Raw genomic sequence first — 26,883 nt, forward strand, 5'->3', positions numbered from 1 at the left:
CAGGAGTGACGTGATGGATGACAAGATTTCCTCAGACCCCCTCCTTCAACCCTTTCGGCTGAAACATCTGCATCTGCGCAATCGTGTCATCAGCACAGCACATGCTCCTGCCTATGCAGAAGATGGTCACCCCAAGGATCGCTATCGCCTCTATCATGAGGAAAAGGCCAAGGGCGGTTTGGCGCTGACCATGATCGGCGGATCAACCAATGTAGCGCCGGACAGTCCTTCGGTCTTTGGTCAGCTCTACGCAGGGGATGACAGCATCATCCCGTGGTTCGAAAAGCTGACCGCCGGTGTGAAGTCTCATGGTGCGGCCGTCATGTGCCAGATCACGCATATGGGGCGTCGCACCGGCTGGGATACGGGTGACTGGTTGCCCGTCATTGGCCCATCGGGGCGACGCGAGCAGGCGCATAGATCGATGCCGAAAACAGCCGAATACATGGATCTTGAACGGATCGCGTGGGAGTTCGCCGAAGGCGCGCGACGCTGTCAGGATGGTGGATTCGACGGCATTGAAATCCTGTCTCACTCCCATCTTCTGGGCCAGTTTCTATCGCCTCTGGTGAATGACAGGGAGGACGACTACGGCGGTTCGCTGGAAAATCGCTTGCGTCTGACGTTCGAGGTGCTGGACGCCGTGCGATCCAAGGTGGGTCCCGACTTCGTCGTGGGAATGCGCATCACCGGAGACGAGTTGTCAACGGGTGGGCTCACTGCCGATGAATGCGTAGAGATTGCCAAACGGTTGGCGCAGAGTGAACAGGTCGACTTTCTCAACATCCTTGCCGGAGCGCCCTACGATGATCTGGGGTTGGCGGGATGGGTGCCGCCGATGGGCGTGCCATCTGCCCGGGATTTGAAGGTTGCCGGGCGGATCAGATCTGCCGTCGATTTACCGATTTTCCATGCTGGCGGGATCAATGATCTGGCGACGGCCCGGTACGCCCTTCAAGAGGGTATGGTGGATATGATCGGTATGACGCGCGCCCATATCGCCGACCCGTATCTGGTCAAAAAGATCAGCATTCGGCAGGAAGACCGCATCCGCTCCTGCGTTGGTCTTGGCTACTGCGTAGACCGCGTGAACCAAGGCAAGGATGCGGTGTGCGGACAGAATGCAGTGACAGGCCGCGAGGGCTTTCTGAGCCATCGCCTTCCGCAGGCTGCCAAAAAGAAAACCATTGTCGTGGTTGGAGGCGGCCCCTGCGGGCTGGAGACAACACGTCTGGCCGCCGCCGCAGGTCACAACGTGCACCTTTTCGAAGCCTCTGACAGGCTTGGTGGCCAACTTGCTTTGGCAAGCAAAGGAACCGTGCGGCGGCAGATGGAAAGCGTTCTGGATTGGCTGGTACAGGAAGTCACACACTCGCCAGCGACCCTGTATCTCTCCACCTATTCGGAAGCTGAAGACATCAAGGCGCTGAGGCCCGACCTTGTAGTTCTCGCAACGGGTGGATGGCCCTCCGAGCCGGACTGCCCCGGCGGTGATCTCACCGTGTCCTCCTGGGATGTTCTCGGCGGAAATGTTCGCGTTTCGGGAGATGTGTTGTTGTGGGACATGTTGGGGGATCAGCCAGCAGCGGTGACGGCGGATTACATGTCTGATCATTCTGCCCAGTTGGTCTTTGCGACGCCAGATACCCGTCCTCTGACCGAATTGGGTCCCACGACACAATCGGTAGCTCTAAAAAACCTCTATGAGCGAGAGGTGAGTTTCATACCGAATACGGAGGTGCAGCGGATCGAACGAGACGGAAACCGCAAGGCTGTCACTTTGCTCAATACGCTGACCGGTGCGACTTGGCGCCAAGTATTCGATCACGTGGTGTTCGAGACCGGCTGCAAACCAATGGACGATCTCTATTTCGACCTCGTCGGTCAATCAAGCAACGCAGGCCAACTTGATCTCAGGAAGTTTGCCAGGGGCATTGTAGAGTTTCCAAGCGCGCATTCAGACAGCGGCTTTGCGTTGGTCAGGCTTGGGGACGCGGTCGCCAGCAGGAACCTGCATGCTGCTCTATTCGATGCGAACAGACTTGTGCAAGGGCTCCAGGTGTAAACACCGAACGAAAGACGTTGCCGCTATCGGGCACGCTGTTCGCGACGGTTCGCCGGAGTAAGTAGTTCGCCGGGAATCACTTTGATGGGTCCGTGCCATCGGTGGAGCCTGTAAACTGGCCAACCCGGTTCGAGCTCAGTCTGCCGCGCGACACAGCGACAATGAAAGACGGCGTCCTAAGATGGAACGATGCTCAGGTGTTTCGCGCGCCAAGCATGAACCTGACAGGCGAGATGAGCATCCATACCCCGACGCTGAACATCGTCCCTCCCGCCAGGTTTCCGCCCCAGAAAGAGAGATTGTTTGATCCGAAACGCTTGACGATCTGTGTTTTTAGCATGACGGCACCGAACGCAATTGCGGTAAAACAGACCAAGCCATTCAAGTACATAAGAAGGCCAAGAACCAGGATCTGGGTGCTAATATTCCCCATCTCTACCGCTACGAATTGGGGAAGGAAGGACGTCAGCAGAACAATCATCTTCGGGTTTCCAAGATTGGTGAGGAGACCTTGGATATATGCAGCCAAAAGCGGCTCCTCGGACGGTACAAATGCTGTATGCGTCGCTGGATCGTGGTTTTTGCGAAAAGCGAACGAAGCGCGGAGCATTCTGTAACCGACGTAGATCAAATAGACAGCGCCCGCCGCGCGGACTGCCATCCATATCGCGGGCGAGAGGGTGTTGATGAAATCCATCCCAAACGCAATTGCTGGCACAAAGACAAAGCCCGCGGAGATAACGCCAAAGATCGCAGCAAGAGCGTGTCGCATGCCCTGGGAGGTTGCCCGCGAGACTACGACGATACTGTCAGGACCAGGCGTCAGAAACATCAGCGCGTGGATTCCAACCATCAATAGAACCAAACTCCAATCCATCAGTGATCTCCACACCATGCTGCTTTTGACGTTGGCTAAATCGTAGATCGCCTGGTGCTCTGAGTAAACTAAGCGCGTCATTCAAATCGCATTGCGCCGAAACGGTTGTACGTTCATGTGATCCTTGGTTGTGCATCCTCGCAAGAGCCTCTTGCAGCTGTTCGGGTTTTCCAGGCTGCATCGTGCATTTACTGAATTTCCAAGCGTTCGGAGACTGATGCTCCGGGCTGTTCGTTCCGATGGGGTGTCGCGACAATTCTTTTGCCGGCTCTCTCCCTGACGGGTTCATCCAGTTTGCGAGGAAATGAAAATGTACGGCATGATAAATGAAGGCATTCGCGCCTTCATCCTTAAACACCACGATAAAGAAACCTGGGAGGCGATTTGCCAAAAGGCCTCTGTCGGCGACCAACAGTTTGATGGCATGAAAAGTTACGATGACGGTATCACCTATCAGCTGGTGGGCGCCATTTCCGAACACACCGGTCTGTCATCGGGCGAGGTCTTGACCAAATTTGGATCTCACTGGGTCGACTATGCCGGAGAATCCAGGTTCGGCAATCTCATGAAGGTTGCGGGCGACAGTTTTCTGGAGCGGTTGAATGGCCTGGACGACATGCATGCCCGTATTCAGCTTTCAATGCCAAATCTGAAACCGCCATCCTTCAAGCTCGAGGAAGTGGCCGACAGAACGTACCGTTTACACTACTTTTCCCAGCGAACCGGCCTGGACTCGATGGTCGTCGGACTGCTGTATGGAATGGCAGAAGAGACGGGCGAGAAGATCAAGGTCAATCAGATTGCCGAAAAATCTGATACCGTTGATCATAGTGTGTTTGAGATTGCCGTAGTCAACTGATGACCAACGGTTTGGGAACTGGTGGTGGGCGTAAAACCCGTCATTTCGCTCCCCACAAATATCGGTGGGTGATGTGGTCTGTCGCCAGTTGTTACACCTGATGGTCGCAGGCGGTGCGCACAAGCGGGCGTGGTCTTCTTCCTCTTGCTGAAAGCTTCATAAGGGCGATGCTTCTGTGCTTGAATGATATGGGCATGAGACGAGATGATCGTTTCCAATGTTCATGACAGCTGGTGTCGCGTCCGCGCAGTCGGCCCTTGCGATGGGGCAGCGGGTGCGGAAAACGCAACCCGAGGGCGGGGACATCGGAGAGGGCAACTCGCCTTCTAAAACCGGACGGTGGCGTGCACGCTCCGCCTTGGGCGAGGGGATCGGCACCGACGCAATCAGGGCCTTCGTATACGGGTGACGGGGGTTTGCGATCAGCTCGGATGCGGTGGCGACCTCGACGATCCGGCCCAGGTACATGACCGCGATCCGGTGCGAAATATGGCGTACCACGCTCAGATCATGCGCGATGAACAGGAGGGCCAGCCCCATCTCGCGCTGCAGCTCCTGCAACAGGTTCACCACCTGCGCCTGCACGGAGACGTCAAGGGCGCTGACAGGCTCGTCGCAGACCACCAGCTCCGGGTCTGTGATCAATGCGCGGGCGATACCAATGCGCTGGCATTGACCGCCGGAGAATTCATGCGGGTAGCGATTGATGAGAGCAGGCAAGAGGCCTACGCGCTCCATCATCTGGCCCACCTTGGCACGGACCTGCTCTTTTGAGAGGTCGGGGAAGTGGGTCCGCAGCGGTTCGGCCACGATCTGGCCAACGGTCATGCGCGGGTTCAGCGCGTCCAGCGGGTCCTGGAACACCATCTGCACATGGCGCCCATGCGCGCGTTGCGCGGCTGTGTCCATGCTCACGATGTCCTCGCCACGCCAGAGCACGCGCCCGTCACTGACCGGCACCGTGCCGACAATCGCTCGGGCCAGCGAGGACTTTCCCGACCCGCTTTCCCCGACCAGTCCGAGGGTTCGACCCGGTTCCAGCCTCAGCGAGGCCTGCTTGACCGCTTGCAATTCGCGTGGCGGGCTCCAGGGCCATCCCCCTTGCCGGGCGACCTTGAAGGTGACGCTCAGGTCGCGGGTTTCCAGCAGCGGGGCGCTCATGCCACTGCCTCCCGCGCCGCGTGGCAGGCGCGCAGACGTCCAGCTCCAAACGCCTCCTGCACCGGCATGGTCGTCGCACAAGGTTCATGACTGGCCGGGCAGCGGGGGCTGAAGGGGCACCCGGCAGGCAGCGCCGTGAGATCGGGCGGATCACCCGGTATGGTCTCAAGCTTTTCCTGCGGGACATCGAGACGGGGGACCGCGTTCAGAAGACCGCGCGTGTAAGGGTGCGACGGGGCGGCGAAGACATCATCGGTGGCCCCCGTTTCCATCACCCGCCCGCCGTACATCACCAGCGTCTTGACGCAGGAGCCTGCGACAATGGCCAGATCGTGGGTGATCAGGATCAGGGCTGTGCCGAAATCACGCTGGATATCGGCCATCAGCTCCATGATCTGGTTCTGCACAGTCACATCCAGCGCTGTGGTCGGCTCATCCGCGATCAGCAGTTTCGGACGGCAGAGCAGCGCCATGGCGGCCATGATCCGCTGCCGCATGCCGCCCGAGAATTCGTGCGGATACATCCTGAGCCGGGCACGGGCGTCCGGAATGCGTACGGCGTCGAGCATCCTGGCACTTTCCGCGAAGGCGTCGCGCTTGGACGCCCCTTTGTGCAGCATCAGTACCTCGGCCATTTGATCGCCGACGCGGAGATAGGGGTTCAGCGAGGTCATCGGATCCTGAAAGATCATCGCGATTTCATTGGCGCGGATTGCGTTCAGTTTGGACTCCGGCAGGTTCAGGATTTCCTGACCGTCAAAGCGGATCGATCCGCCGGCGGTGCCGTTCTTGGCGAGAAGGCCGAGAATGGCAAAGGCCAGTTGGGTCTTGCCCGACCCGCTTTCGCCGACGATGGCGAGGCTGTCGCCGGGATCGAGCGAGAGTGTCATACCATTAACGGCTTTCACGGTCCCGTCGGGAGTGTCGAAGCTGACGGTGAGGTCGGTGACGTCGAGAAGTGCCATAACTTACCGGTCCTTCGGAAAATGCATCATTACCGATCCTTCGGATCGAGGGCATCGCGCAGGCCGTCGCCGACAAAGAAGAAGCCGAAGAGCGTGATCACGAAGAAGAAAAGCGGGGCCAGCAGCATCCAGAGCGTGCCGTTATTCATCTCGGAGGCGCCGTCGTTGATCAGCGCGCCCCAGCTTGTGAGCGGTTCCTGCACGCCAAGGCCCAGAAAGCTGATGAAGCTCTCATAGATGATCATCGAGGGCACCAGCAGCGTGGCGTAGACGATCACCACGCCCAGCAGGTTCGGGATGATGTGGCGCAGGATGATGGTGAAGGGCCGGACCCCGGTGGCGACGGCGGCCTCGATATAGGCCTTGCCCTTCAGGGTCAGCGTCTGGCCGCGGGCGATGCGCGCCATATCAAGCCAGCTGATCAGCCCGATGCCGATGAAGAGCATCAGCAGCGAGCGGCCAAAGACCACCAGCAGCAGGATCAGCACGAACATGTAGGGGATCGACATCAACACATCGACGATCCGCATCATCACATTGTCGATTCGTCCGCCGAAATAGCCTGCGATCGCGCCGTAGAGCGTGCCAACGATCACCGAGATCAGCGCACCGACGATGCCCACCAGCAGTGAGATTTGCGTGCCCTGCACGGTGCGGGCAAAGAGGTCTCGGCCAAGCGCGTCGGTGCCGAACCAATGGCCCGTCTCCAGCGAGGGGCGCCCGCCCTGGGCGACGTTGCCGAGCACGTTCCAGTCGATGTCCTCGTTGTTCCAGGGCGCGATGAGTGGCCCGATGAGCGCGAAGGCGGCAACGAGCAGCAGCACGATCAGCCCGGCGACCGCAGCGCGATTGCGCAGGAAGCGTGCCCGCGCATCGGCCCAGAGCGAGCGGCCTTTGACAGGGGCCGCGCCCGCCAGATCGTCAGCGACGGATTTGGTTGCGAACATCGGCCTAATACCTGATTTTCGGGTCGATCCAGGCGTAGAGCACATCGACCAGAAGGTTGAAGAAGATCGTGAGCGCGCCCAGCAGGATGGTGATGCCCATCATCACGCCGTAGTCGCGGTTGAGGGCGGAGGCGACGAAGAACTGCCCAATGCCACCGGTGGAGAAATAGATGTCGATCACGACCGAGCCGGTGATCATGCCGACGAAGGCGGGGCCTAGGTAAGAGATCACCGGCAGCAGCGCGGGTTTGAGCGCATGGCGGAAGATCACCCGGCGCATCGGAAGGCCCTTGGCGCGCGCGGTGCGGATGTAGTTCGAGGTCAGCACTTCGAGCATCGAGGCCCGCGAGATGCGCGCAATCGAGGCCATGAAGCTGGTCGAGAGCGCGATGACGGGCAGGATCACGAATTGCCACTGGCCACCCTGCCAGCCACCACCCGGCAGCCAGCCGAGCCAGAGCGTGAAGGTCAGTACCAGGATCGGCGCCAGCACGAAGTTCGGCAGCACCTGCGCCCCGATGGAGACACCAACGGCCAGATAGTCGAGCCAGGTGTTGTGGCGCACGGCGGCGAGGATGCCCAGGCTGCCGCCGACGATCACCGCGACCAGAAAGCTCCAGAACCCATAGGTCAGCGTCACGGGAAAGCCCTGGCCGATCAGGTCATTCACATCCTGATCGCGATAGATGAAGGAGGGGCCGAAGTCGAATTCGGTGACCACGCCGACCACATACCGCCAGATCTGGATGTGGAATGGCTGATCGAGCCCGTATTGCGCCTGAAGGTTGGCCAGCACCGCGGGCGGGATGCCGCGTTCCGTCGCAAAGGGGCTGCCGGGGGCTGCATACATCAGGATAAACGTGCTGACGATCAGGATCAGCAGAACCGGGATCGCAATCAGCAGGCGTTTGATTATGTAAACTACCATCTTTGGAATGTAGCGCTGGAGCGGGCGAAGTCACCCGCTCCGCTGCGCCTTACTCTGGTGCAACGCGGTAGATGTCTTTCACGTACCAGTTGTTTTCCACGTTCTCCTTCGGCCAGTTCTTGATGGTCGGGTCGAGCACGAAGTTCTGCGTGTAGTGATAGATCGGCAGGATCGCCATATCCTCGGCGAGGATCTGTTCAACCTGCGTATAGACGGGTTGCGGGTCGGACATGGTGACGCTCTCGGCCATCAGACGGTCGACCTCTTCATTGACGTATTTGCCGTCGTTGTTGGCGTTGTTAGACGTCAGGAGATCAAGGAAGGTCGAGGCCTCGTTGTAATCCCCGCACCAGGCCGAGCGGGCAATGTCGAAGTTCTGATTGCCGCGAATGTCCAGATAGGACTGCCATTCGAAGTTGTTCAGCACCGTCGTGACGCCCAGGGGCCGCCACATCTGGCTGACCACCGTCGCGATCTGCTTGTGGTTTTCGGAGGTGTTGTAGATCAGGTTCAGCTCGATGGGGTTGTCCGGGCCATAGCCCGCCTCTTCCATCAACGCCACAGCCTTTTCCATGCGCTCGTGCTGGCTCCAGAGCGAATAGTCGATCGCGGGCAGCTCAAAATCAGCCGTGGCCCAATGGGTGAAGCTGAAGGCGGGGGCCTGACCGGCTTTCAGCACCTGATCGGTGATCACCTCGCGGTTGATCATATAGCTGAGGGCTGTGCGCACGTGCGGATCCTGCAGCGCCTCGTGGCCGCTCTCGGACTGGTTCACGGTGTAATAGTAGGAACAGAGCCGCGGCACGGAATGCGCCACATCGGGGGTCTCTTCCTCAAGACGCGGGTAGCTGCCGGCGGGCAGGTCGTCCATCATGTCGAACTCGCCCGCCTGAAAGCGGGTCAGCGCCTGATTGGCGTCATTGATCACAAAGCCGGTGATCTCGGTAATGATCACATCGTCCGCGCCCCAGTATTCCGGGTTCTGAACCAGACGCACGAATTCGTTCGTCGCCATATCGTCCAGCTTGTAGGCCCCGTTCGACACGATGTTCTTCGGGTTCGTCCAGGCCGCGCCATGAGCTTCAACCGTGGGCTGATGCGTCGGCATGAAGGTATAGTGCACCGTCATCTGCGGGAAATAGGGCAGGGGCTGGGCCAGCGTGACCTCCAGCGTCAGGTCGTCGATGGCGCGCACGCCAAGCTCTTCGGTGCTGGCCTCGCCGGCAATCGCCGCCGCCGCGTTGGCGATCTGGCTCAACTCCACATACCAGGCGTATTCAGAGGCCGTGGCCGGGTCGGCCGCACGGCGCCAGGCAAAGACGAAATCCTGTGCTGTCACCGGATCGCCATTGGACCAGCGCGCATCCTCACGCAGCTTGAAGGTCCAGGTCTGGTTGTCTTCGGAGGACCATTCCTCGGCCACGCCGGGGCGCAGGGTGCCATCGGCATTCTGCGTCAAAAGCCCCTCGAACAACTGGCGCGCCAGATGGCCGCCAACGGTTTCCTCGATCAATTGCGGATCGATGGAGGGAAACTGGTCCAGCAAGCGATACTGAAAGGTCTGATCTGCGGCCAGCGGCTCGCCGGTGACCGGATGGGTGTCCGCCGCCCAAAGAGGCTGGCAAAGAGCGAGTGAAACAAGTGTCGAGGTAGCCAAAATTCGATGTTTGGTCATTTTTATCTCCCTTATGTTTTTTGATGTGGCATCTGACAGGCGCAACCTGTTTCGCCATATGGTTGCAAGAATTGGCGGAATAGCAGGGATTGTACACCAACAACTTTGGGTTTGGGCGAAAGATCGGCGACAAAATTCCGATACTGACTGCGCAGGGTCAATTGAGCGGCGGTGTGGGTACCGAATTCTGTGGCCTGCCTATTCTGCGCGTCTCCTAGGACGTGGACTGCCCGACCGGCAGCGCCAATGTTCACCCAACCGTCCTCAATCCCCTTTCGTTTCAATCCACTGGCCCCGACTTGCGGGGCATTTGTGCAATGGGCTAGGGATACCCTATGGAGCCGTTGGATTTCTCTCACAGCCCGATGCTGGTCATTGCATCCTTGTTCGTGGCGCTGATGTCTGGATTCACCGGGTTGTCGCTGACCCAAGGCCTGTCTCAGCGGAGCATCGAGCAGCGCAAAATCCTTATCGTGCTGGCCGCCATTGCGCTGGGCGGTGGCATCTGGTCGATGCATTTCGTCGCAATGCTCGGCCTGCAGCTCCCAATCCTCTTTTACTATGACGCCGCAATCACGCTGGCGTCGGCTCTTGTCGCGATCCTGGTCGTGGGCCTCGCGCTGTTGATCCTGCATTTCTGGAAACGCACCAAGACCACCCTTGTGCTGGCAGGCACGACGGTCGGGCTTGGCGTACTCGCGATGCACTATCTCGGTATGTCGGCGATGGAATTGTGCCAGGCGCTCTACACGCCTCTGGGTATTGCCCTTTCGGTGATCTCTTCCTGCGTGTTGAACATCGCGGCCTTCGCCATCGCTTACGGCAACAGGTCGCAGCGTGGCATCGTTGTCGGCACGCTTTTCTTTGGCTTCGCAGTTTTTGCCGTGCATTTCATCGCCATCAGCGGCACCAGCTTTGTCGAGGTCGATGTGCTGACCGAGGTTGGCCCGCTGATCAGCAACGAGGTCTTGGCCATTGGCGTCGTGTTGAGCAGTTTTGTCTTATGCGGTGCTTTTTTACTCACCGGGGTTACAGTGCTTGCCCCTTCCACCAGAAGTCGCGGGGTGCCGGCGCATCCAGAGCCCGCCCCTGAGTCAGAGAAATCGGCCCCCGCAGGAACCGTCCCCCCTCAGATTCCCTATGAGCAGGAAGGCCGAACCCTCTTCGTGAATACCGACGCGGTTGCCGCCATCCGGGCAGAAGGTCACTACACCCATCTCTATACGGCCACGGACAAGCTCTTTTGCGTCTGGTCGATCACCGAAGCCACCAAGCGGTTGGCGCAGGGGCCGCTGATCAAGGTGCATCGCAGCTATCTGGTCAACCCGGCTTTCGTCACCGGCTTCGAGCGGCTCAAGGACAATGGCGTGTGCCATTTCGATGTGACGCATTTGAAAAAGGTTCCGGTCAGCCGGTCTCGATTGCGGGATGTGCGCGACGCGCTGGGTGTCTAGCGCCGCGCATTTCGTGCGATCCATGGCGCATTTCGTGCAGAAAACCTCTCGATCGACTTAAATCCATGTGCGGTTCACGGGGCCGCAGCCTCATGCTCCCAGCCAGCTACTCAAGGTCATGGCAGGGAGGACACTCATGATACCGGCAGCGTTTGATTACTATCGTCCGACGAAGATGGATGACGTGATCGCCCTACTTCAGGAGCATGGCGATGATGCGCGCGTTATGGCGGGCGGACACAGCCTGATCCCGATGATGAAACTGCGCATGGCGGAGATTCCGCATCTAATCGATCTGCAGGCCATTGACGGTCTGAACGAGATTTCCATCGAGGACGGGCAGATCACCATCGGGGCCATGGTCACGCAACACGATCTGATCAACCACGCCGGTCTGGAAGCGGCGGCACCGATCCTGCGCGAAGCCGCACTGCAGATCGCGGACCCGCAGGTGCGGTACATGGGGACCGTGGGTGGCAATGTTGCCAATGGCGATCCCGGCAATGACATGCCCGGTGTCATGCAGTGCCTCGATGCGACGTTCGCGCTGGTCGGTCCCGACGGGGAACGCAGCGTTGCGGCGCGCGACTTCTATGAGGCGGCCTATATGACCGCGCGCGAGGATGAAGAGGTTTTGACCTCGGTGTCGATCCCCGCGCCGCAGGGCGGATACGCCTATGAAAAGCAAAAGCGCAAAATCGGGGATTATGCCACGGCAGCGGCGGCGGTTCAGATCGTCAAGGAGGACGGCAAATGCACGGCAGCCTCCATCGCCATGACCAACCTGAGCGATACGCCGATCTACTCCGTCGATGCCGGTGCGGCACTTGTCGGCACAGCCGTTGACGCCGCCGCACTCAACGCGGCCAAGGCGGCCATGCTTGGCAATATTGATCCCACGGAAGACAATCGAGGCCCGGTTGCTTTCAAGAAACACGTTGCCGGCGTCATCCTGGCCCGCGCGATCGAGCGTGCCTGGTCGCGTGCCTGAGGCTTGTCCTCACGGAGCGAAAAGACAGGGCAGAGAGGAAAATCATGTCAAAGAAGATGCACATCAAGTTGAACGTCAACGGCAAGGATGAGGAGTTTCTGGCCGAGCCGCGAGAGTTGCTGATCTACACGCTGCGCGAGCGGCTCAATATCACCGGGCCGCATATCGGCTGCGAAACCTCGCATTGTGGTGCCTGCACGGTGACCATCGACGGAAAGTCGGTGAAATCCTGCACCATGTTCGCGGCGCAAGCGGACGGTAAGGAGATCACCACCATTGAGGGCATCGGCACGCCCGACAGCCTGCACCCCCTGCAGGAGGCGTTCAAGGAACACCACGGGCTGCAGTGTGGCTATTGCACGCCAGGGATGATCACCCGGGCCACCAAGCTGCTGGAAGAGAACCCGAACCCTTCCGAAGAAGACATACGCTTTGGTATGGCGGGCAACCTCTGCCGCTGCACCGGGTATCAGAATATCGTCAAATCCATCCTCGCCGCTGCGGCCGAGATGAATGCTGCAAAGGAGGCCGCGGAATGAAGGACGAAGTGGAAAGCCGCGACGATCGCGTCGCCAACCTCAAAGGTATGGGCTGTTCGCGCAAGCGGGTCGAAGATGCCCGGTTCACGCAAGGCAAAGGCAACTATGTCGATGACATCAAACTCGATGGCATGCTCTTTGGCGACTTTGTGCGCTCTCCCTATGCGCATGCGCGGATCACCAATATCAACGCGGAAGAGGCGCTGAAGGTCCCCGGCGTGCTGGCCGTTCTGACGGCGGCGGATCTGGAGCCGCTGGGCCTGCACTGGATGCCGACGCTGGCGGGGGACAAGCAGATGGTGCTGGCTGACGGCAAGGTGCTGTTTCAGGGGCAGGAAGTGGCCTTTGTGGTGGCCGAAGACCGGTTCGCGGCGGCGGACGGCATCGAGGCTGTTGAGGTTGATTACGAAGAACTGCCCGTGATCGTCGACCCGTTCGAAGCGCTGAAAACGGATGTGGTTCTGCGCGAAGATCTGGTTGCGCAGGATGGTTCTATCCCTGATGGCGCGCACGGGCCGCGTACGCACCCCAACCATATTTTCACCTGGGAGGCGGGCGAGAAGGAAGCGACCGAGCAGGTGCTCGACAATGCGGAGGTGCTTGTCGAGGAGAGCATGTACTACCACCGGACGCACCCCTGCCCGCTGGAAACCTGCGGCTGCGTGGCGTCGATGGACAAGGTCAACGGCAAGCTGACGCTTTGGGGCACCTTTCAGGCACCGCATGCGATCCGCACGGTGGTGTCGCTAATCTCCGGCATTGAAGAGCACAATATCCGGGTCGTCTCGCCTGACATTGGCGGTGGTTTTGGCAACAAGGTAGGCGCCTATCCGGGGTATGTCTGTTCGGTCGTGGCCTCCATCGTGACGGGCAAGCCGGTCAAATGGATAGAGGACCGGATGGACAATCTGATGACCACGGCCTTCGCGCGCGACTATCACATGACGGGCAAGATTTCCGCCACCAAGGAAGGCAAGATCACCGGGCTGCATTGTCATGTGACCGCTGATCATGGCGGTTTCGATGCCTGCGCTGACCCCACGAAATTCCCCGCAGGGTTCATGAACATCTGCACCGGCTCCTACGACATCCCGACGGCCTTTCTGGAGGTGGACGGTGTCTACACCAACAAGGCGCCGGGCGGGGTAAGCTATCGTTGCTCCTTCCGCGTGACGGAGGCGGTGTATTTCATCGAACGGATGGTGGAGGTTCTGGCGATTGAGCTGGGCATGGATGCAGCAGAGCTGCGGCGGATCAACTTCATCAAGAAAGAGCAGTTCCCCTACAAGGCCGCGCTTGGTTGGGAATACGACTCCGGGGATTATCACACTGCCTGGGACAAGGCGCTGACAAGCGTCGATTATGATGGGCTGCGCGCGGAGCAGGCGCAGCGGGTCGAGGACTTCAAGGCCGGGAAGACCCGCAAGCTAATGGGCGTGGGATTGAGTTTCTTCACCGAAATCGTGGGGGCCGGACCGGTCAAGAACTGCGATATCCTGGGTCTTGGCATGTTCGACAGCTGTGAAATCCGCATCCACCCCACCGGCTCTGCAATCGCGCGGTTGGGCACGATTTCGCAGGGGCAGGGTCATGCCACGACATTCGCGCAAATCCTCGCCTCGGAGATCGGCCTGCCCGCCGACAGCATTACCATCGAAGAGGGTGATACGGATACGGCACCGTATGGATTGGGCACCTATGGCTCTCGCTCCACACCCGTGGCAGGGGCGGCGACCGCGATGGCGGGCCGCAAGATCCGCGCCAAGGCGCAGATGATCGCGGCCTATCTGCTGGAGGTCCATGACAACGATGTGGAATTCGACGTGGATCGCTTTGTGGTCAAAGGCGCGCCCGAGAAGTTCAAAACGATGAAGGAAATCGCCTTTGCCGCGTACAACCAGGCAATCCCGGGGATCGAGCCGGGGCTGGAGGCGGTCAGCTACTACGACCCGCCCAATATGACCTACCCCTTTGGCGCTTATGTCTGCGTCATGGACATCGACGTGGATACGGGCGTGCCCGAAATCCGCCGCTTCTATGCGCTGGACGATTGCGGCACGCGGATCAACCCGATGATTATCGAAGGGCAGGTGCATGGCGGTCTGACCGAAGCGCTCGCCGTCGCGTTGGGTCAGGAGATTGCCTATGACGACATGGGGAATGTGAAGACCGGGACGCTGATGGACTTCTTCCTGCCGACGGCTTGGGAGGTGCCGAATTACGAAACCGACCACACCGTGACCCCGTCGCCGCACCACCCCATCGGGGCAAAGGGCGTGGGTGAGAGCCCGCATGTGGGCGGCGTGCCCTGTTTTTCCAATGCGGTGCATGACGCTTTCCGCGCGTTTGGCCTGCGTCAGACGAACATGCCCCATGATCACTGGCGGATCTGGAAGACCGCCAATGAGCTCGGGTTGCACGACTGAAACCGCAGGGGGGGGCTGTCTGCCCCCCTGATTGGATCGGAAGTTAAGATGGATTGGACAACGCTTCAAACCGCGATGGCGGAACAGGGCTACGTCGCGGGTGACGATCTGGCGATGGCGGTGCATCTGTCGCTGACGCTGGGTCGGCCGCTGTTGCTGGAAGGGGCCGCTGGGGTAGGGAAGACCGACATCGCCCGGGTGCTGGCCGCCGTGCAGGACACTCAGCTGATCCGGCTGCAGTGCTATGAGGGGCTCGACGCGCAGCAGGCGATCTATGAATGGAACTACCAGCGGCAGCTGTTGTCGATCCGCGCCGCTGCTGAGGACGGCGAAACCGGGCGCAGTGTCGAAGAGCGTATCTTCTCCGAAGAATTCCTGCTGGAGCGGCCTTTGCTCAAGGCCATCCGCCAGCCCGAACCCCCGGTCCTGTTGATTGATGAGATCGACCGGGCCGATGAGGAGTTCGAGGCCTATCTGCTGGAGGTCCTGTCGGAGTTTCAGATCACCGTGCCGGAGTTGGGCACGCTGGTGGCCACCTCTCGCCCGATTGTCATCCTGACAGCCAACGGCACGCGCGATCTCAGCGATGCGCTGCGCCGCCGGTGTCTTTATGCCCATGTATCTTACCCTGACCGCCAGACAGAGCTTGCGATACTGAAGTCCCGCTGTGCCGGGATCGAGGCCAAGCTGGCGGGTCAGATCGTCGGTTTCGTGCAGTCCCTGCGCAAGGAGGACCTTGAAAAGCAACCGGGCATTGCTGAAATGCTCGACTTTGCATCGGCTTTGATGGGGCTTGGGATTGCCGATCTGACGCGGGACCCAGTGGTCCTGCAGGCCACGCTGGCCACCCTTTTGAAAACGCAGACGGATCGCGACAACATCACCACCGAGGTTGCGCAGCGCTTGGCGGGGAAAGCCGCGTGAGCCGGGTAACAAGATTTGCCGCGCGCGATCCCGGTCCCGCCGCGCGCATGGGTGGGTTTATCGCGCATTTGCGGGACAACGGTCTTCGCTTGGGGGTTGGCGAGGCGGAACTGGCCCTGACAGCCCTGACCCATGTTGCCCCCTGCGCGCCCACAGAGGTGCGCCATGCCCTGCGGACGGTTTGTTGCGGCTCCGCCGAAGACACCGCGCGGTTTGATGATCTGTTCGATGCGTTCTGGATGAACGGTGGACGGGTTGCCCCGAAAACGACACCAGTGACGGCGCCAGCCTCTGACCACGTTCATTCTTCGCGGAAGGCCCAAGGCCAGGAGGCGGAGGGGACCGCTGGGGCCCCAACGACACCTGATGCGGGCGATGATCCGGCGGACGCGGACGGAGACGGCAGGCTTCTGGCCACCTTGAACGACGCGCGCATGAAAAAGGACCTGCGCGATCTGGTGCAGCACGAAGATATCGCCGAGGCGCAGCAGGTCGCGGAACGGCTGGGTGCCGCCCTGCGGGACAGTCGGTCGCGCCGCCGTAGGCAGGCCCGCAAGGGCGACCAGATCCATTTCCGCAAGTTGATCCGCCAAAGCCTGTCGACCGGTGGTGAGCCGATACGGTTGCCGCGCAAGCACCGCCCGGACCGTCCACTGAAGATCGTGACACTCTGCGATGTATCAGGCTCCATGACGACCTATGCGCAGGTTTTTCTGGCCTTCATCGCCGGGATGATGCGAGCGGATGAGACGACCGATGCCTATCTCTTTCACACGCGCTTGGTGCGCATCGCCGACGCCTTGCGGGACCGGGACGCCATGCGGACATTGGCGCGACTGTCGTTGCTGGCGGATGGGTTTGGTGGCGGGTCGCGGATCGGCGCGTCGCTGATGCAATTTGCGCGCGGCTATGCGCGGCGGTTCGTCGATGGACGCACGGTCGTGCTGATCTTGTCGGATGGATACGACACAGAGAGCGCCGATCAGATCGGCGGCGCTCTGGCCGCTTTGAAAAAGCGTGGCTGCAAGATCATCTGGCTAAACCCGCTCAAGGGATGGGATGGCTATGAACCGGTTGCGCAGGGCATGGCAGCTGCGATGCCGCATCTGGACCTCTTCAGCCCTGCCAACACGCTGGCTGATCTGGCCGCGCTCGACCGGGAGCTAGTGCGCCTATGACCCCGGCAGAGCTGACCGATGCTGACATTGCCGAACTGGCCGAAGACATGCGCGGGCGCGGTGAGCCCTTTGCAATCGCCACCGTCATTCGCACGCTGGGAGCCACCGCTGCCAAGCCGGGCGCAAAGGCGCTGGTGACCGCGGATGGCACAATCCTGCAGGGCTGGATCGGGGGTGGTTGTGTGCGCGGTGCCATTGCCCAGGCCACGCGCCGCGCGATGTTTGAAGGGACGCCGCAACTCATTTCGCTGCACCCGCAGGATTTGCTGGATGAAAAGGGCATCGCGCCGGGCGACGATGTCGAAGGTGTCAAATTCGCGCGTAACGGCTGTCCCTCCAAAGGCTCAATGGACATCTTTGTGGAGCTCATCCTGCCCTTGCCGCAGCTGATCATCTACGGCGAAGCGCCCGTCGCGCAATCGCTCGCACGCTTGGCTGCGCAGTTCCAGTGGTCGGTCGTGACCGGTGCCGTGGATCGGGAGGTGGCTCCGGTCTCCGCGGGCGAAACCCGGATGATCGTGGTCGCGACGCAGGGCAAGAACGATCTGGCTTGTTTGCAGGCCGCTCTGAACGCGACGGCCGATTTCACCGCCTTTGTCGGCAGCCGCAAGAAATTTGCCGCCTTGTCGCAAAAGCTGATCGCGGCGGGCGTGCCGGCAGAGGCAGTTGCAGCCGTCCAAGCGCCCGCAGGCTTGGCAATCGGTGCGGTGACGCCTGACGAAATTGCCCTCTCCATCCTTGCGCAATTGACCGAAGTACGCCGTCGCCATCAAAGGACCGAGGGTGACCATGGCTGACTGCGGTGCAATCATTCTGGCCGCTGGGCTTTCACGCCGGATGGACGCGCGCAAAAAGCTGCTGATCGAGATCGACGGCATCCCGATGATCCGCAGGGTGGTGCGGGTGGCAGCCGAGATCTGCGATGGATCCGTGACGGTTGTGACCGGGCATCAGCGTGAGGACATCGAGGCGGCGCTTGCAGGTCTTCCGGTCACATTCGTCCACAACCCGGCTTTTGAGCGCGGGCAGAAATCATCCGTCGCCTGCGGACTTGAAGCCGCTGCCGAGGCAGAGGCCACGCTGATGATGCTCGGTGACCAGCCCTTGCTGTCTCCCAAACATCTGATCTGGTTGCTTGCTCAACATCGGGCGCAGGCCCCGCGCAGGATCACCGTACCGGTGAACGGTGCGGTGCGCGGCAATCCCTTGGTGATCCCCAGAGCACTTCAGCCGCTTCTTTTGGCGAACCCGCGCGATCCAGGGTGCCGGTCTTTCACCCGGGCCCATCCCGAGCATGTGCACTGCGCCGAGACAGCGGACCCGGCCTTCTTTCGCGACATCGATACTGCGGAAGATCTTGCCGGTTTCCAGCACCAGCAGGAGCTGAGCGAATGAAGCGCCTGCTCAGCCGTTTGCTGTGCCACTGCGCGCGCACCGCGCCAACCAAAGAACAGGCCGACCTGCTGGCTACCATCAAATTCCCATGTTGTTAAGGAGGACAACCCTTTGGAACTCAGCGATCAGATCACCATCAATGCCCCCAAGGACCAAGTGTACAGAGCCCTGAACGATCCGGAAATCCTGCAGCAATGCATCCCCGGATGTGAAGAGCTGATCAAGCATTCGGATACTGAGTTGGAGGCGAAAGTCGTGCTCAAGGTCGGACCGGTCAAGGCAAAGTTCAAAGGGGATGTCGTGCTGGATACCGCCGGTGCGCCGGATGCGTTTTCATTGTCCGGTCAAGGCAATGGGGGCGCGGCTGGTCATGCAAAAGGCGGTGCTGACGTGACCCTGGAAGAAGAGGCCGGCGTGACGGTGCTGACCTACACCGCCAAGGCTGATGTCAGTGGCAAGCTGGCGCAATTGGGGTCGCGTCTGATCCAGGGCACGGCCAAGAAACTCGCAGCAAAGTTCTTTGCCAAGTTCGCCGAAATTGTCGATACGGTGGAAGCTTAGTCGCGGTATCCACCGGTTTATGGAGTGCGGCTGCGTGCCCAGGACATGGTATGTATTGGCGCCGATACGCGGTATTCCCCGGTGGACAGGTGTCGAGCCAATTGCCACACCCTTCCGAAAGCGGGAGAGGGCTAGGCGCTTGGCTGTATCGTGATTTCTGCGGGTTCGACGTCTTTTGAATTGACCCACGGGCCCCCGACCTGCGTGGCCAAACCTCGGTGACCACCCGCGAAGGGATACGTTTCCGCGCCCGTCAGACACTCAGTTAGGCATGGTCTCGCCGGGGCGCGGGATGGAGATTACGGGATGCTCTGGATCGCAGCAGGCCCAAAGAGCATTTAGACGGCAACGCCGGTTTGCCGCCCGACGTCGTCGACGGCGCTGTCCTGTGTCTTCTCAGAAATCAAAGCGCAGTATGGGGTGATTAAACACGTCTGATCGCACAAGCGTGACATCCAAAGCAGACAAATCCGTTGTAGAAGGTGCCGACGGGTCGGGCCCATCTGCAATTCTCGTGGCCAACGAGATAAAGCCGACTGATCTGGAAAGAGCTCGGGGTTCGCTCAAAGTCGTCCTTGACAGGTCAGAGTCATTACTATCAAGTTGTACATACAAATTCTTGATGGATGAAATTTGGGGGACGCGCATCAAAAGGAATCCATTGGCGATAGGGAGGTGGGGCGTCGCCGGTTTCGGGATCAGAGAAGCCATTCAAAGACACTTGCGCGCATGCCCCGCCAACGGTCGATCAGGAAAAGCCGACGAGGCTAAGGGAGAGAAAATGAAACAGAAAATCAAAGCGGCACTTCTGGCGTCGAGCCTGTTGCTGGCACCTGCAGTTGGCCTCGCGGATACCGCGGATGGCGATGCGTTGAACAGCATGACCTGGGACGAAGTTGTTGATCTTGCCAAAGGGGGCGAGGTGAACTGGTTCCTCTGGGGCGGCTCCGACAACATCAATCAATACGTATCGGAATACATCGGCGGTCGGCTGCAAGAGGAGTACGGCATCACGCTGAACCGTGTGGGCTTGAGCGATACGGTCGAGGCGGTGAACATCGTTCTGGGCGAAAAGGAATCCGGTGTCATGGATGCCGGATCCGTCGATATGATCTGGATCAACGGCGAAAATTTCCGCACCATGAAACAGGGCGGTCTTGCCTATTGCGGCTACACCGACATTCTGCCCAACAACGCCTTTGTGGACTGGACCAATCCAGCGATTGCCAATGACTTTGGCGTTCCCGTGGAGGGGTGCGAAGTGCCGTGGTCCAAGGCGCAGTTCGCTTTTGCCTATGACACGGCCCGTTTCGACAACCCGCCGCGGTCCATCGGTGAACTGATTGATTGGGTGCGGGAAAACCCCGGTCGCTTCACCTATCCCGCACCGCCGGACTTTAACGGCTCGGTTTTTGTCCGTCATGTGTTCTACCATGCAGCAGGCGGGGTGGACTCCTTGCTTGGCGATTTCGACCAGGCCAAGTTCGACGAAGTAGCGGCCAAGACATGGGACATCCTGAACGACATGGAACCCTACCTGTGGCGCGAAGGGAAAACCTATCCCGCGTCAATTTCCGCCATGGAACAGCTTTATGCAAATTCCGAGGTGGATCTGACGTTTAACTATGAACCGTCGGGCGTGGGGCTGAACATCGAAAACGGGGTCTTCCCGCCGACCACACAAGGCTATGGCCTAAGCGATGGTACGATCGGGAACACCAACTACACGATCATTCCGTTTAACTCGCCCAACAAAGCAGCCGCCCTTGTTCTGCAAAACCTGCTGCTGTCGGGTGAGGCACAGTATCAAAAAGCCCGCCCGGACGTCTGGGGCGCTGCTCCGGCCATCGAGGTTTCCCGCACCAGCGAGGCGGTGCAGGCGGATTTTGGCACTATCGTGGCGCATCCCAATGTGGTTCCGGCGGATGAATTGGCCAAGGCAGCCCTGCCTGAACTGCAAGCCTCGTGGATTTCCGCCATCGAAAAGGGATGGTTGGAAAACGTCGGTCAGTAGTCTCCCGCTGACCTGTCCCGCGACGCAGCCCGCGTCGTGGGGCCGCCACCCCTAACGGATTCAAATGGAAGTCGGGCATTTGTCAGACCGAACGAAAATCTTTTTGCTGCTGCTGCCCGCCATGTTCATCATCGTCGTGCTGTTCTTTGGCGGGCTGATGATCGGACTGATGCGCAGCTTCAACTACATGCCGGTGATCGGGCTGACCGAACCGGACCTGAGCGCCTATATTTCCGTCTTCACGGATCGGGAATTCTACCTCTCCTTCCTGCTGACCTTCCACATCGCCTTCACTTCCACGGTGATCTCCTCGATCCTCGCCATCGGCGCCGCCCTGCTTTTGCGGCGCAGTTTCGTCGGCCGCAGCATCGTGAACTTCCTGTTCCAGCTCAACCTGACGGTGCCGCATCTGGTGGGTGCCATCGGGATGCTCTATCTCTTTTCGCAATCCGGCAGCTTCGCGCGTCTCGCGCATGAGTTCGGCATGATCGCCCGGCCCAGCGATTTCCCCGCCCTTGTTTTCGACCCCTATGCCATTGGGATCATTCTGCAATACGTGTGGAAGGAAATCCCCTTTATTGGCGTCATCGTTCTGGCAAATATGCAATCCATCGGGGAAGACTATGAAAGTGTCGCCCGCTCACTGGGCGCCAGCAAATGGCAGACCTTTCGCTATGTCCTGCTGCCGCTTATTTTCCCGGGCGTTCTGTCTGCAAGCGTGATGGTCTTCGCTTTTACCTTCGGCGCTTATGAAATCCCGGCCATTCTGGGCGCGAATTTCCCCGCTGCACTGCCGGTGCTCGCCTACCGCAAATACACCGATGTGGACCTCGCCGCCCGGCCCGAGGCCATGGCGATGGCCATTGTGATCGCGCTGCTCTCCGCCGTGATGATCTATTTCTACGTGCGCTATTCGCGCCGCCGGATCAGGGGATAACGCATGAGCACCGCCGAGAGCATTCCAATGCGCAGCTTCCGGGTTCTGACCGGCGTTGTTCTGATCACCTGGCTTGTCCTGCCCCTGATCCCGCTGGCCATCTGGTCCTTCGCGCGCGGCTGGTTTTATCCCGATCTTTTGCCCAAGACCTGGACCCTGCGGGCGTGGGAATACGCCATGTCCGACACCGCCGGGGTGCTCGACAGCCTTTGGCTGACAATCGGTATTTCACTAGCCGCGACGGTTCTATCCATTCTGGTCGGTGTACCCGCCGGACGCGCCCTGGGGATGTATAAATTCCGGGGCAAGGAGATTGTCGAACTGATGATCCTCGCGCCCACGATTGTCCCCGGTATCGCCGTCGTTCTGGGCATCCATTCGGTCTTTATCTCGATGGGACTGAACAATACCGTCTGGGGCGTGATCCTCGTGCATCTGATCCCGACGCTGCCCTATATGGTGCTGGTCATGTCGGGCATCTTCGCCAATTACGATCCGGCGTTCGAGGCGCAGGCGCGCAGCCTCGGGGCCTCGCCGCTCAAGACCTTCTGGTACGTCACGCTACCCGCCATCCGTCCCGGTATCATCGTCGGTGGGCTCTTTGCCTTCCTGGTGTCGTGGAGCCAGTACATCCTGACCCTGCTGATCGGTGGCGGGCGCGTGGAAACCCTGCCGCTCCTGCTCTTCAACTTCGCGACCGCAGGCCGCAATGACATCACCGGTGCCATCGGCATGATCTACATCCTGCCCGGCATTATCATCCTGTTGCTCACCGCCAAACACCTCTCGGGTCGCAGTGGCGCTGTCGGAGGCTTTGGACAGATTTGACCCATGTTTCGATCAAAGAGCTGACCAAGGTCTATCCCGGCGCGACCACCCCGTCGCTGGACCGCTTGTCCCTGGAGATACCCACCGGCGAGTTAACCGCTCTTCTCGGTCCGTCCGGCTGCGGCAAGACCACGACGATGAAGATGATCGCCGGGCTGCTGGAGCCGACCTCCGGCGATGTCACTTTTGATGGCCGTTCCGTGCTCCGCGACAAGCCCGAGGACCGGGGCGTGGTCATGGTGTTCCAGAACTACCTGCTGTTCCCCTACATGAGCGTGGCCGACAACGTCGGTTTTGGTCTGAAGATGCGCAAAAAAGATCCCGCAGAGATCAAACGTCGCGTGGGCGAGATGCTGGAGCTGGTCAAACTGCCGGATTTGGGAGATCGCAAGCCAAGCGCGCTTTCTGGCGGGCAGCAGCAACGGGTCGCACTGGCGCGCGCGCTAATCGTCCAGCCCAATGTGCTGCTGCTGGATGAACCGCTGTCGAACCTTGACGCGCACCTGCGGTTTGAAATGCGCGACCTGATCCGTTCGCTTCAACAGGAAATGGGCATCACGACGATTTTCGTGACCCATGATCAGGAAGAGGCGGTGGTCCTTGCCGATCGCGTGGCGCTGATCCTCGATGGTCAGATGAAGCAATACGACCGGGCCGATGTCTTCTACAAACGCCCCATCGACGAGGCGACAGCGCGGTTCTTTGGCGGGCATAACTTCATTCCCGGCACATCGGACGGTCATGTTTTTGACTGTGCGCTTGGCAAGCTGTCGCTACCGGAGGGAGCCACGACCGGCGCTGGCAAGCTTACCTTCCGGCCGGAAAATGTACGGATCGGCGCGGGACCGGACGCACAAAATGCCCTGACCTCGACAATTGCCGAAGTGATTTATCTGGGCACACAAACGCGGCTGAAACTGCGGGTCGGAGAAACCGAGGTGGATGCGGTGGTGAACCCCAACGAGATCGAAAGCTACGCAGTTGGGGATACGCTGCCGATCCACCTGCCAAGCGCAACGCTGTGGGTGATCTGATGAGTGTGAATTTCAGATCCATTTTCGAAGTGACCCGCGCGGAATGGCTGGGCGGGCTTGGCATCATAGAGGACGAGATTCCGGATGTCGTCATCCTCGAAGGGTCCTGGTGGCGCGCCCAAAGGCAGGCAACGCGTCTGCAACACCTGACAGATGTGCGCGAACTGGGGTTCCCAGACATCTTCTGGGGCAGGCATGGCGACAAGAAAGTCGTGTTCTGTATGGCTTACGGGGCGCCCCGTGCGGTGGAGGTCAGCCAGATTTTTGCGCAACTGGGGTGCAAGCTGGTCATACAGATCGGCACCTGTGGCGGGCTGCAATCCTATTTGGCGCCGGGTGACATTATTGTTCCCGATGTCATCCGCTGCGAGGACGGTGTGGCGGAACACTACGTCGACGGCGCCACGATCAACGCTGCGCCTCATTGGATTGCACGGGCTCAAAGTGCGCTGCAAACGCAGGGCCGCGCTGTCCATATCGGTCCGCATGTGACCTTCTCATCTCTCTTCGCGGAAAGCGTTGAGATGTATGAGGCCTGGCACAAGGACGGGCTGCTCAGCGTTGAGATGGAGACCGCGGCGACCCTGGCCGCAGCGGCCAAATACGGTGTGCCCGGTGTCTCGATGGTTGTGGTCTGGGACGAGTTGACCGCCGGGCGTAGGTTCATGGACCCGATGACGCCAGAGGCGCTGGCCGAGCTGGAGATCAGCAATGAAGCGGTGTTTGCCGCAGCCCTTAAGCTGACGGAGGAAGTGACATGAAATACGGTATTCACGCCGGTCTCTGGCAGGCCCGATGGACGGACGAGATTACCCCGATCCTGAAAATCGTGGCTGATCTCGGGTTTGACGGCATCGAGGTGTCGCTCTTGGGGATGACGGATGAAAAGGCCGTGGCGCTGGGTAAGGCGGTACGGGATCACGGGCTGGAGGTCACCTGCTCCGATGGGCTGGCGCCAGATAAGGACATCACCTCTGAGGATGCCGATGCCCGCGCGGCGGGGGTCGCCTACCTGAAATGGGCCATTGAAACCACGGCCCGAATTGGCTCCCACGGATTGGCGGGGGTGGTGTTTGCGCCCTGGGGCCAGTTCGATCCGCTGAACAAGCCTGTGCGGGCCGCCCGATCCGCCGAGGCGTTGGGATCTCTGCACGAAACCCTGGTGGCGCAGGATGTTACGCTCGGAATTGAAATGCTCAACCGGTTCGAGACGGATCTGGTCAACACAGCCGCAGAAGCCGTCAGCATTGCCAATGCGTCAGGGTCCGACCGGGTGGGCGTCTTGCTGGACACTTTCCACCTCAACATCGAAGAAAAGAATATCCGGGCGGCCATCGCCAGCGCCAAGGGAAAGCTGGTGCATTTCCATGTGTCCGACAACGACCGTGGCGTGCCGGGATCGGGCCATATCCCCTGGGATCGGGTCAAAGCCGGTCTGGAAGACGCGGGCTATAAGGACTGGATCGTCGCAGAGATGTTCGTGATCGCGGGCAACCCCGCCAGTGCGGATCTGAACATCTGGCGGCACATTGAACCCGATGCAACGGATGCGGCCCGTCGTGCGCTGGCCTTCATGAAGAGTACTTTCGGATGAAAGAGTTTCTCGCCCTCTGCGTCACCCGGTTTGAAGCGCTTGAGCGGGAGTTGAATAAGCTTGATGCGGCCACCGGCGATGGGGATCACGGGACGACCATCCTGAAGGGATTGCGCGCCGCAGCAGCAGTCGACGGTGCGCCAGACAAGGCGTTTCGCAAGGCGGCAGGCGGTGCGTCCGGCTCGCTCTTTGCGCAGATCATCGCGGCGTTGGAAAAGGCGGCCGACGGCACATCTTTGGGTGAGGCACTGTCGCAGGCGGCGGATCGGATCGCGATGCTGGGGCAGGCAAAACCGGGGGAAAAAACAATGCTGGACGCGCTGATCCCCGCTGCCGGGGCGACCTCCCCTGATGAGGCTGCGCAAGCCGCCGCCACAGGCCGGGATGCCACGCGGGATATGCCCGCCAAACGGGGCCGCGCCAGATATGTGGAGGGCGCAGGCGTTGGCCACATTGATGCCGGTGCCACCTCAGTGGCCGAGCTGCTGGCGATTTTTGCCGAATGGAGGCGCATGTGAAGAAACTCTTCAACACCAGGGAGCGGATGCCGGACGACATGATCGACGGTTTTGTCATGGCCTATCCGGATATCGTGTGCCGGGGGGATGACCCGCGCGTGGTACGCCGTAAAAACCTGCGCACGAAGGAAGGCAAGGTCGCGTTGCTCATCGGCAATGGCTGCGGGCATGAACCCATCGCCATGGGGTTTGTGGGGGATGGTTTGCTGGACGCCAATGTTGTCGGCGATGTTTTCGCAGCCCCATCGCCCGATGCGATCCTTGAAGGGATCGAAGAGGTCTGCGGCGATGCGGGCGCCGTCCTGCTGATCTCGCGCCACGAAGGCGATGTGATCAACGGCAATGCCACCTCCCTGATGGCGCAGGATGATGGGCTGAACGTGCAGCCCTTGCTGATGTATGACGATATTTCGTCAGCACCCAAAGGGCAGGAGGAGGAGCGCCGCGGTGCTGCGGGCACCATGTTCATCTATAAAATCCTTGGGGCTGCGGCAGAAGAGGGGATGGGGATCGATGATCTGATGACCCTTGGCGCCGAGGTTCGCTCCGCCACGCGGACATTGGGTGCTGCTGTCTCGCCCGGTGTGTCGCCGCTGACCGGCGAGTTGATGTTTACCCTGCCCGAGGATGAGGTCTTCATCGGCATGGGGGTGCATGGCGAACCTGGCGTCGGTCGCCGGAAGGTCGGGCCAGTGAAGGACCTTGTGGCCTATATGCTGGGTGAACTGCTGGAGGATCGCGCGATCAAGGCAGGCACGCCGACGGTCGTTCTGGTCAACGGCGCGGGAGGTACCACGATGATGGAACTGCTGACGATCTATGGCGAGGTGCACAGGCAGTTGGGCGAGAAGGGGATTGAACCTGTCTCTCCCATGATCGGGTCCTATTCCACCACGCAGGAAATGGGCGGGTTCTCCATCTCACTCTTTACGCCAACACCGCAGATGCTCGCGCTGTGGCGCGCCCCGCATAAGGCGCCTCATTTTCCGCACATCACCGCACAGGGGGGCTGA

25 protein-coding genes are annotated in these 26,883 nt (G+C 60.1%); 19 read left to right on the top strand and 6 right to left on the bottom strand.

Annotation, left to right across the window (positions count from 1 at the left end; genetic code table 11):
* Positions 1-13: 13 nt before the first annotated feature.
* Positions 14-2,065 (top strand): NADH:flavin oxidoreductase, encoded by a 2,052-nt coding sequence (locus Q1A07_RS10580; RefSeq protein WP_299780481.1) that lies wholly within the window; start codon positions 14-16, stop codon positions 2,063-2,065.
* A 193-nt stretch (positions 2,066-2,258) separates the two neighbouring features.
* Here the strand turns inward: Q1A07_RS10580 and Q1A07_RS10585 are convergent, their stop codons facing one another.
* Positions 2,259-3,023: a LysE family translocator gene (locus Q1A07_RS10585; RefSeq protein WP_299780483.1), complete on the bottom strand. Its 765-nt coding sequence runs from the start codon at positions 3,021-3,023 to the stop codon at positions 2,259-2,261.
* Positions 3,024-3,252: 229 nt separating this feature from the next.
* Between Q1A07_RS10585 and Q1A07_RS10590 the strand changes: the two genes are divergently transcribed.
* Positions 3,253-3,801, top strand: coding sequence for a heme NO-binding domain-containing protein (locus tag Q1A07_RS10590; RefSeq protein WP_299780485.1), 549 nt, complete (start codon positions 3,253-3,255; stop codon positions 3,799-3,801).
* Positions 3,802-3,957: 156 nt separating this feature from the next.
* Here the strand turns inward: Q1A07_RS10590 and Q1A07_RS10595 are convergent, their stop codons facing one another.
* Genes Q1A07_RS10595 through Q1A07_RS10615 form a run of 5 tightly spaced genes read right to left on the bottom strand, consistent with a single transcriptional unit; the run spans position 3,958 to position 9,477 of the window.
* Complete coding sequence (locus Q1A07_RS10595) at positions 3,958-4,962, bottom strand: oligopeptide/dipeptide ABC transporter ATP-binding protein (protein WP_299780487.1); 1,005 nt, start codon at positions 4,960-4,962, stop codon at positions 3,958-3,960.
* The gene (locus Q1A07_RS10600) at positions 4,959-5,927 is read right to left on the bottom strand and encodes an oligopeptide/dipeptide ABC transporter ATP-binding protein (RefSeq protein WP_299780489.1); all 969 of its coding nucleotides are present in this window, start codon (positions 5,925-5,927) and stop codon (positions 4,959-4,961) included. Before Q1A07_RS10600 ends, Q1A07_RS10595 begins: the two co-directional genes overlap by 4 nt.
* Before the next feature lie 29 nt (positions 5,928-5,956).
* Positions 5,957-6,874 (bottom strand): ABC transporter permease subunit, encoded by a 918-nt coding sequence (locus Q1A07_RS10605; RefSeq protein WP_299780491.1) that lies wholly within the window; start codon positions 6,872-6,874, stop codon positions 5,957-5,959.
* Between the two features lie 4 nt (positions 6,875-6,878).
* Entirely contained in the window at positions 6,879-7,802 is a 924-nt protein-coding gene (gene oppB, locus Q1A07_RS10610) for an oligopeptide ABC transporter permease OppB (RefSeq protein WP_299780493.1), read from the bottom strand.
* 49 nt (positions 7,803-7,851) lie between these two features.
* Complete coding sequence (locus tag Q1A07_RS10615; RefSeq protein WP_299780495.1) at positions 7,852-9,477, bottom strand: peptide ABC transporter substrate-binding protein; 1,626 nt, start codon at positions 9,475-9,477, stop codon at positions 7,852-7,854.
* A 335-nt stretch (positions 9,478-9,812) separates the two neighbouring features.
* On the opposite strand from Q1A07_RS10615, the gene Q1A07_RS10620 reads away from it, so the two are divergent.
* From Q1A07_RS10620 to Q1A07_RS10700, 17 genes are all read left to right on the top strand, one after another.
* Positions 9,813-10,931, top strand: a complete 1,119-nt coding sequence (locus tag Q1A07_RS10620) for an MHYT domain-containing protein (RefSeq protein WP_299780497.1) — start codon at positions 9,813-9,815, stop codon at positions 10,929-10,931.
* 136 nt (positions 10,932-11,067) lie between these two features.
* The gene (locus tag Q1A07_RS10625; protein ID WP_299780498.1) at positions 11,068-11,922 is read left to right on the top strand and encodes a xanthine dehydrogenase family protein subunit M; all 855 of its coding nucleotides are present in this window, start codon (positions 11,068-11,070) and stop codon (positions 11,920-11,922) included.
* 44 nt (positions 11,923-11,966) lie between these two features.
* Positions 11,967-12,461: a (2Fe-2S)-binding protein gene (locus Q1A07_RS10630; protein WP_195819455.1), complete on the top strand. Its 495-nt coding sequence runs from the start codon at positions 11,967-11,969 to the stop codon at positions 12,459-12,461.
* Positions 12,458-14,887 (top strand): aerobic carbon-monoxide dehydrogenase large subunit, encoded by a 2,430-nt coding sequence (locus Q1A07_RS10635; RefSeq protein WP_299780499.1) that lies wholly within the window; start codon positions 12,458-12,460, stop codon positions 14,885-14,887. The genes Q1A07_RS10630 and Q1A07_RS10635 overlap by 4 nt, the downstream gene beginning before the upstream one ends.
* Before the next feature lie 48 nt (positions 14,888-14,935).
* Positions 14,936-15,811: a MoxR family ATPase gene (locus Q1A07_RS10640; RefSeq protein ID WP_299780500.1), complete on the top strand. Its 876-nt coding sequence runs from the start codon at positions 14,936-14,938 to the stop codon at positions 15,809-15,811.
* Complete coding sequence (locus tag Q1A07_RS10645; RefSeq protein WP_299780501.1) at positions 15,808-16,989, top strand: VWA domain-containing protein; 1,182 nt, start codon at positions 15,808-15,810, stop codon at positions 16,987-16,989. The genes Q1A07_RS10640 and Q1A07_RS10645 overlap by 4 nt, the downstream gene beginning before the upstream one ends.
* Positions 16,986-17,786 (top strand): XdhC family protein, encoded by an 801-nt coding sequence (locus Q1A07_RS10650; protein ID WP_299780502.1) that lies wholly within the window; start codon positions 16,986-16,988, stop codon positions 17,784-17,786. The genes Q1A07_RS10645 and Q1A07_RS10650 overlap by 4 nt, the downstream gene beginning before the upstream one ends.
* Entirely contained in the window at positions 17,779-18,384 is a 606-nt protein-coding gene (locus Q1A07_RS10655; protein ID WP_299780504.1) for a nucleotidyltransferase family protein, read from the top strand. Before Q1A07_RS10650 ends, Q1A07_RS10655 begins: the two co-directional genes overlap by 8 nt.
* 111 nt (positions 18,385-18,495) lie before the next feature.
* Positions 18,496-18,945: a CoxG family protein gene (locus Q1A07_RS10660; protein WP_299780506.1), complete on the top strand. Its 450-nt coding sequence runs from the start codon at positions 18,496-18,498 to the stop codon at positions 18,943-18,945.
* 781 nt (positions 18,946-19,726) lie between these two features.
* Positions 19,727-20,959: an ABC transporter substrate-binding protein gene (locus Q1A07_RS10665; RefSeq protein ID WP_299780508.1), complete on the top strand. Its 1,233-nt coding sequence runs from the start codon at positions 19,727-19,729 to the stop codon at positions 20,957-20,959.
* Positions 20,960-21,038: 79 nt separating this feature from the next.
* A complete protein-coding gene (locus Q1A07_RS10670) occupies positions 21,039-21,896 on the top strand; it encodes an ABC transporter permease (RefSeq protein WP_299780509.1) in 858 nt (285 codons plus the stop codon).
* Between the two features lie 3 nt (positions 21,897-21,899).
* Positions 21,900-22,724, top strand: coding sequence for an ABC transporter permease (locus tag Q1A07_RS10675; RefSeq protein WP_229884161.1), 825 nt, complete (start codon positions 21,900-21,902; stop codon positions 22,722-22,724).
* Complete coding sequence (locus Q1A07_RS10680) at positions 22,721-23,758, top strand: ABC transporter ATP-binding protein (protein ID WP_299780513.1); 1,038 nt, start codon at positions 22,721-22,723, stop codon at positions 23,756-23,758. Before Q1A07_RS10675 ends, Q1A07_RS10680 begins: the two co-directional genes overlap by 4 nt.
* Positions 23,758-24,519 carry a hypothetical protein gene (locus tag Q1A07_RS10685; RefSeq protein ID WP_299780515.1) on the top strand — a complete coding sequence of 254 codons (762 nt, stop codon included), beginning with the start codon at positions 23,758-23,760 and terminating at the stop codon, positions 24,517-24,519. Before Q1A07_RS10680 ends, Q1A07_RS10685 begins: the two co-directional genes overlap by 1 nt.
* On the top strand, positions 24,516-25,352 hold the full coding sequence (locus Q1A07_RS10690) for a sugar phosphate isomerase/epimerase (protein ID WP_299780517.1): 837 nt from the start codon (positions 24,516-24,518) through the stop codon (positions 25,350-25,352). The genes Q1A07_RS10685 and Q1A07_RS10690 overlap by 4 nt, the downstream gene beginning before the upstream one ends.
* On the top strand, positions 25,349-25,870 hold the full coding sequence (locus Q1A07_RS10695; RefSeq protein ID WP_299780518.1) for a DAK2 domain-containing protein: 522 nt from the start codon (positions 25,349-25,351) through the stop codon (positions 25,868-25,870). The genes Q1A07_RS10690 and Q1A07_RS10695 overlap by 4 nt, the downstream gene beginning before the upstream one ends.
* Positions 25,867-26,883 carry a dihydroxyacetone kinase subunit DhaK gene (locus Q1A07_RS10700; protein ID WP_299780520.1) on the top strand — a complete coding sequence of 339 codons (1,017 nt, stop codon included), beginning with the start codon at positions 25,867-25,869 and terminating at the stop codon, positions 26,881-26,883. Before Q1A07_RS10695 ends, Q1A07_RS10700 begins: the two co-directional genes overlap by 4 nt.

The sequence above is a fragment of the uncultured Roseobacter sp. genome, from assembly GCF_947492555.1.
Taxonomy (GTDB): domain Bacteria; phylum Pseudomonadota; class Alphaproteobacteria; order Rhodobacterales; family Rhodobacteraceae; genus Roseobacter.

Bases quoted from the DNA above. Each gene is read 5' to 3' on its own strand.
- Q1A07_RS10595 (WP_299780487.1), bottom strand. From the start codon at position 4,962: ATGAGCGCCCCGCTGCTGGAAACCCGCGACCTGAGCGTCACCTTCAAG.
- Q1A07_RS10600 (WP_299780489.1), bottom strand. From the start codon at position 5,927: ATGGCACTTCTCGACGTCACCGACCTCACCGTCAGCTTCGACACTCCC.
- Q1A07_RS10630 (WP_195819455.1), top strand. From the start codon at position 11,967: ATGTCAAAGAAGATGCACATCAAGTTGAACGTCAACGGCAAGGATGAG.
- Q1A07_RS10685 (WP_299780515.1), top strand. From the start codon at position 23,758: ATGAGTGTGAATTTCAGATCCATTTTCGAAGTGACCCGCGCGGAATGG.
- Q1A07_RS10675 (WP_229884161.1), top strand. From the start codon at position 21,900: ATGAGCACCGCCGAGAGCATTCCAATGCGCAGCTTCCGGGTTCTGACC.
- Q1A07_RS10605 (WP_299780491.1), bottom strand. From the start codon at position 6,874: ATGTTCGCAACCAAATCCGTCGCTGACGATCTGGCGGGCGCGGCCCCT.
- Q1A07_RS10690 (WP_299780517.1), top strand. From the start codon at position 24,516: ATGAAATACGGTATTCACGCCGGTCTCTGGCAGGCCCGATGGACGGAC.
- Q1A07_RS10655 (WP_299780504.1), top strand. From the start codon at position 17,779: ATGGCTGACTGCGGTGCAATCATTCTGGCCGCTGGGCTTTCACGCCGG.
- Q1A07_RS10640 (WP_299780500.1), top strand. From the start codon at position 14,936: ATGGATTGGACAACGCTTCAAACCGCGATGGCGGAACAGGGCTACGTC.
- Q1A07_RS10665 (WP_299780508.1), top strand. From the start codon at position 19,727: ATGAAACAGAAAATCAAAGCGGCACTTCTGGCGTCGAGCCTGTTGCTG.
- Q1A07_RS10650 (WP_299780502.1), top strand. From the start codon at position 16,986: ATGACCCCGGCAGAGCTGACCGATGCTGACATTGCCGAACTGGCCGAA.
- oppB (WP_299780493.1), bottom strand. From the start codon at position 7,802: ATGGTAGTTTACATAATCAAACGCCTGCTGATTGCGATCCCGGTTCTG.
- Q1A07_RS10615 (WP_299780495.1), bottom strand. From the start codon at position 9,477: ATGACCAAACATCGAATTTTGGCTACCTCGACACTTGTTTCACTCGCT.
- Q1A07_RS10635 (WP_299780499.1), top strand. From the start codon at position 12,458: ATGAAGGACGAAGTGGAAAGCCGCGACGATCGCGTCGCCAACCTCAAA.
- Q1A07_RS10585 (WP_299780483.1), bottom strand. From the start codon at position 3,023: ATGACGCGCTTAGTTTACTCAGAGCACCAGGCGATCTACGATTTAGCC.
- Q1A07_RS10695 (WP_299780518.1), top strand. From the start codon at position 25,349: ATGAAAGAGTTTCTCGCCCTCTGCGTCACCCGGTTTGAAGCGCTTGAG.
- Q1A07_RS10580 (WP_299780481.1), top strand. From the start codon at position 14: ATGGATGACAAGATTTCCTCAGACCCCCTCCTTCAACCCTTTCGGCTG.
- Q1A07_RS10590 (WP_299780485.1), top strand. From the start codon at position 3,253: ATGTACGGCATGATAAATGAAGGCATTCGCGCCTTCATCCTTAAACAC.
- Q1A07_RS10625 (WP_299780498.1), top strand. From the start codon at position 11,068: ATGATACCGGCAGCGTTTGATTACTATCGTCCGACGAAGATGGATGAC.
- Q1A07_RS10620 (WP_299780497.1), top strand. From the start codon at position 9,813: ATGGAGCCGTTGGATTTCTCTCACAGCCCGATGCTGGTCATTGCATCC.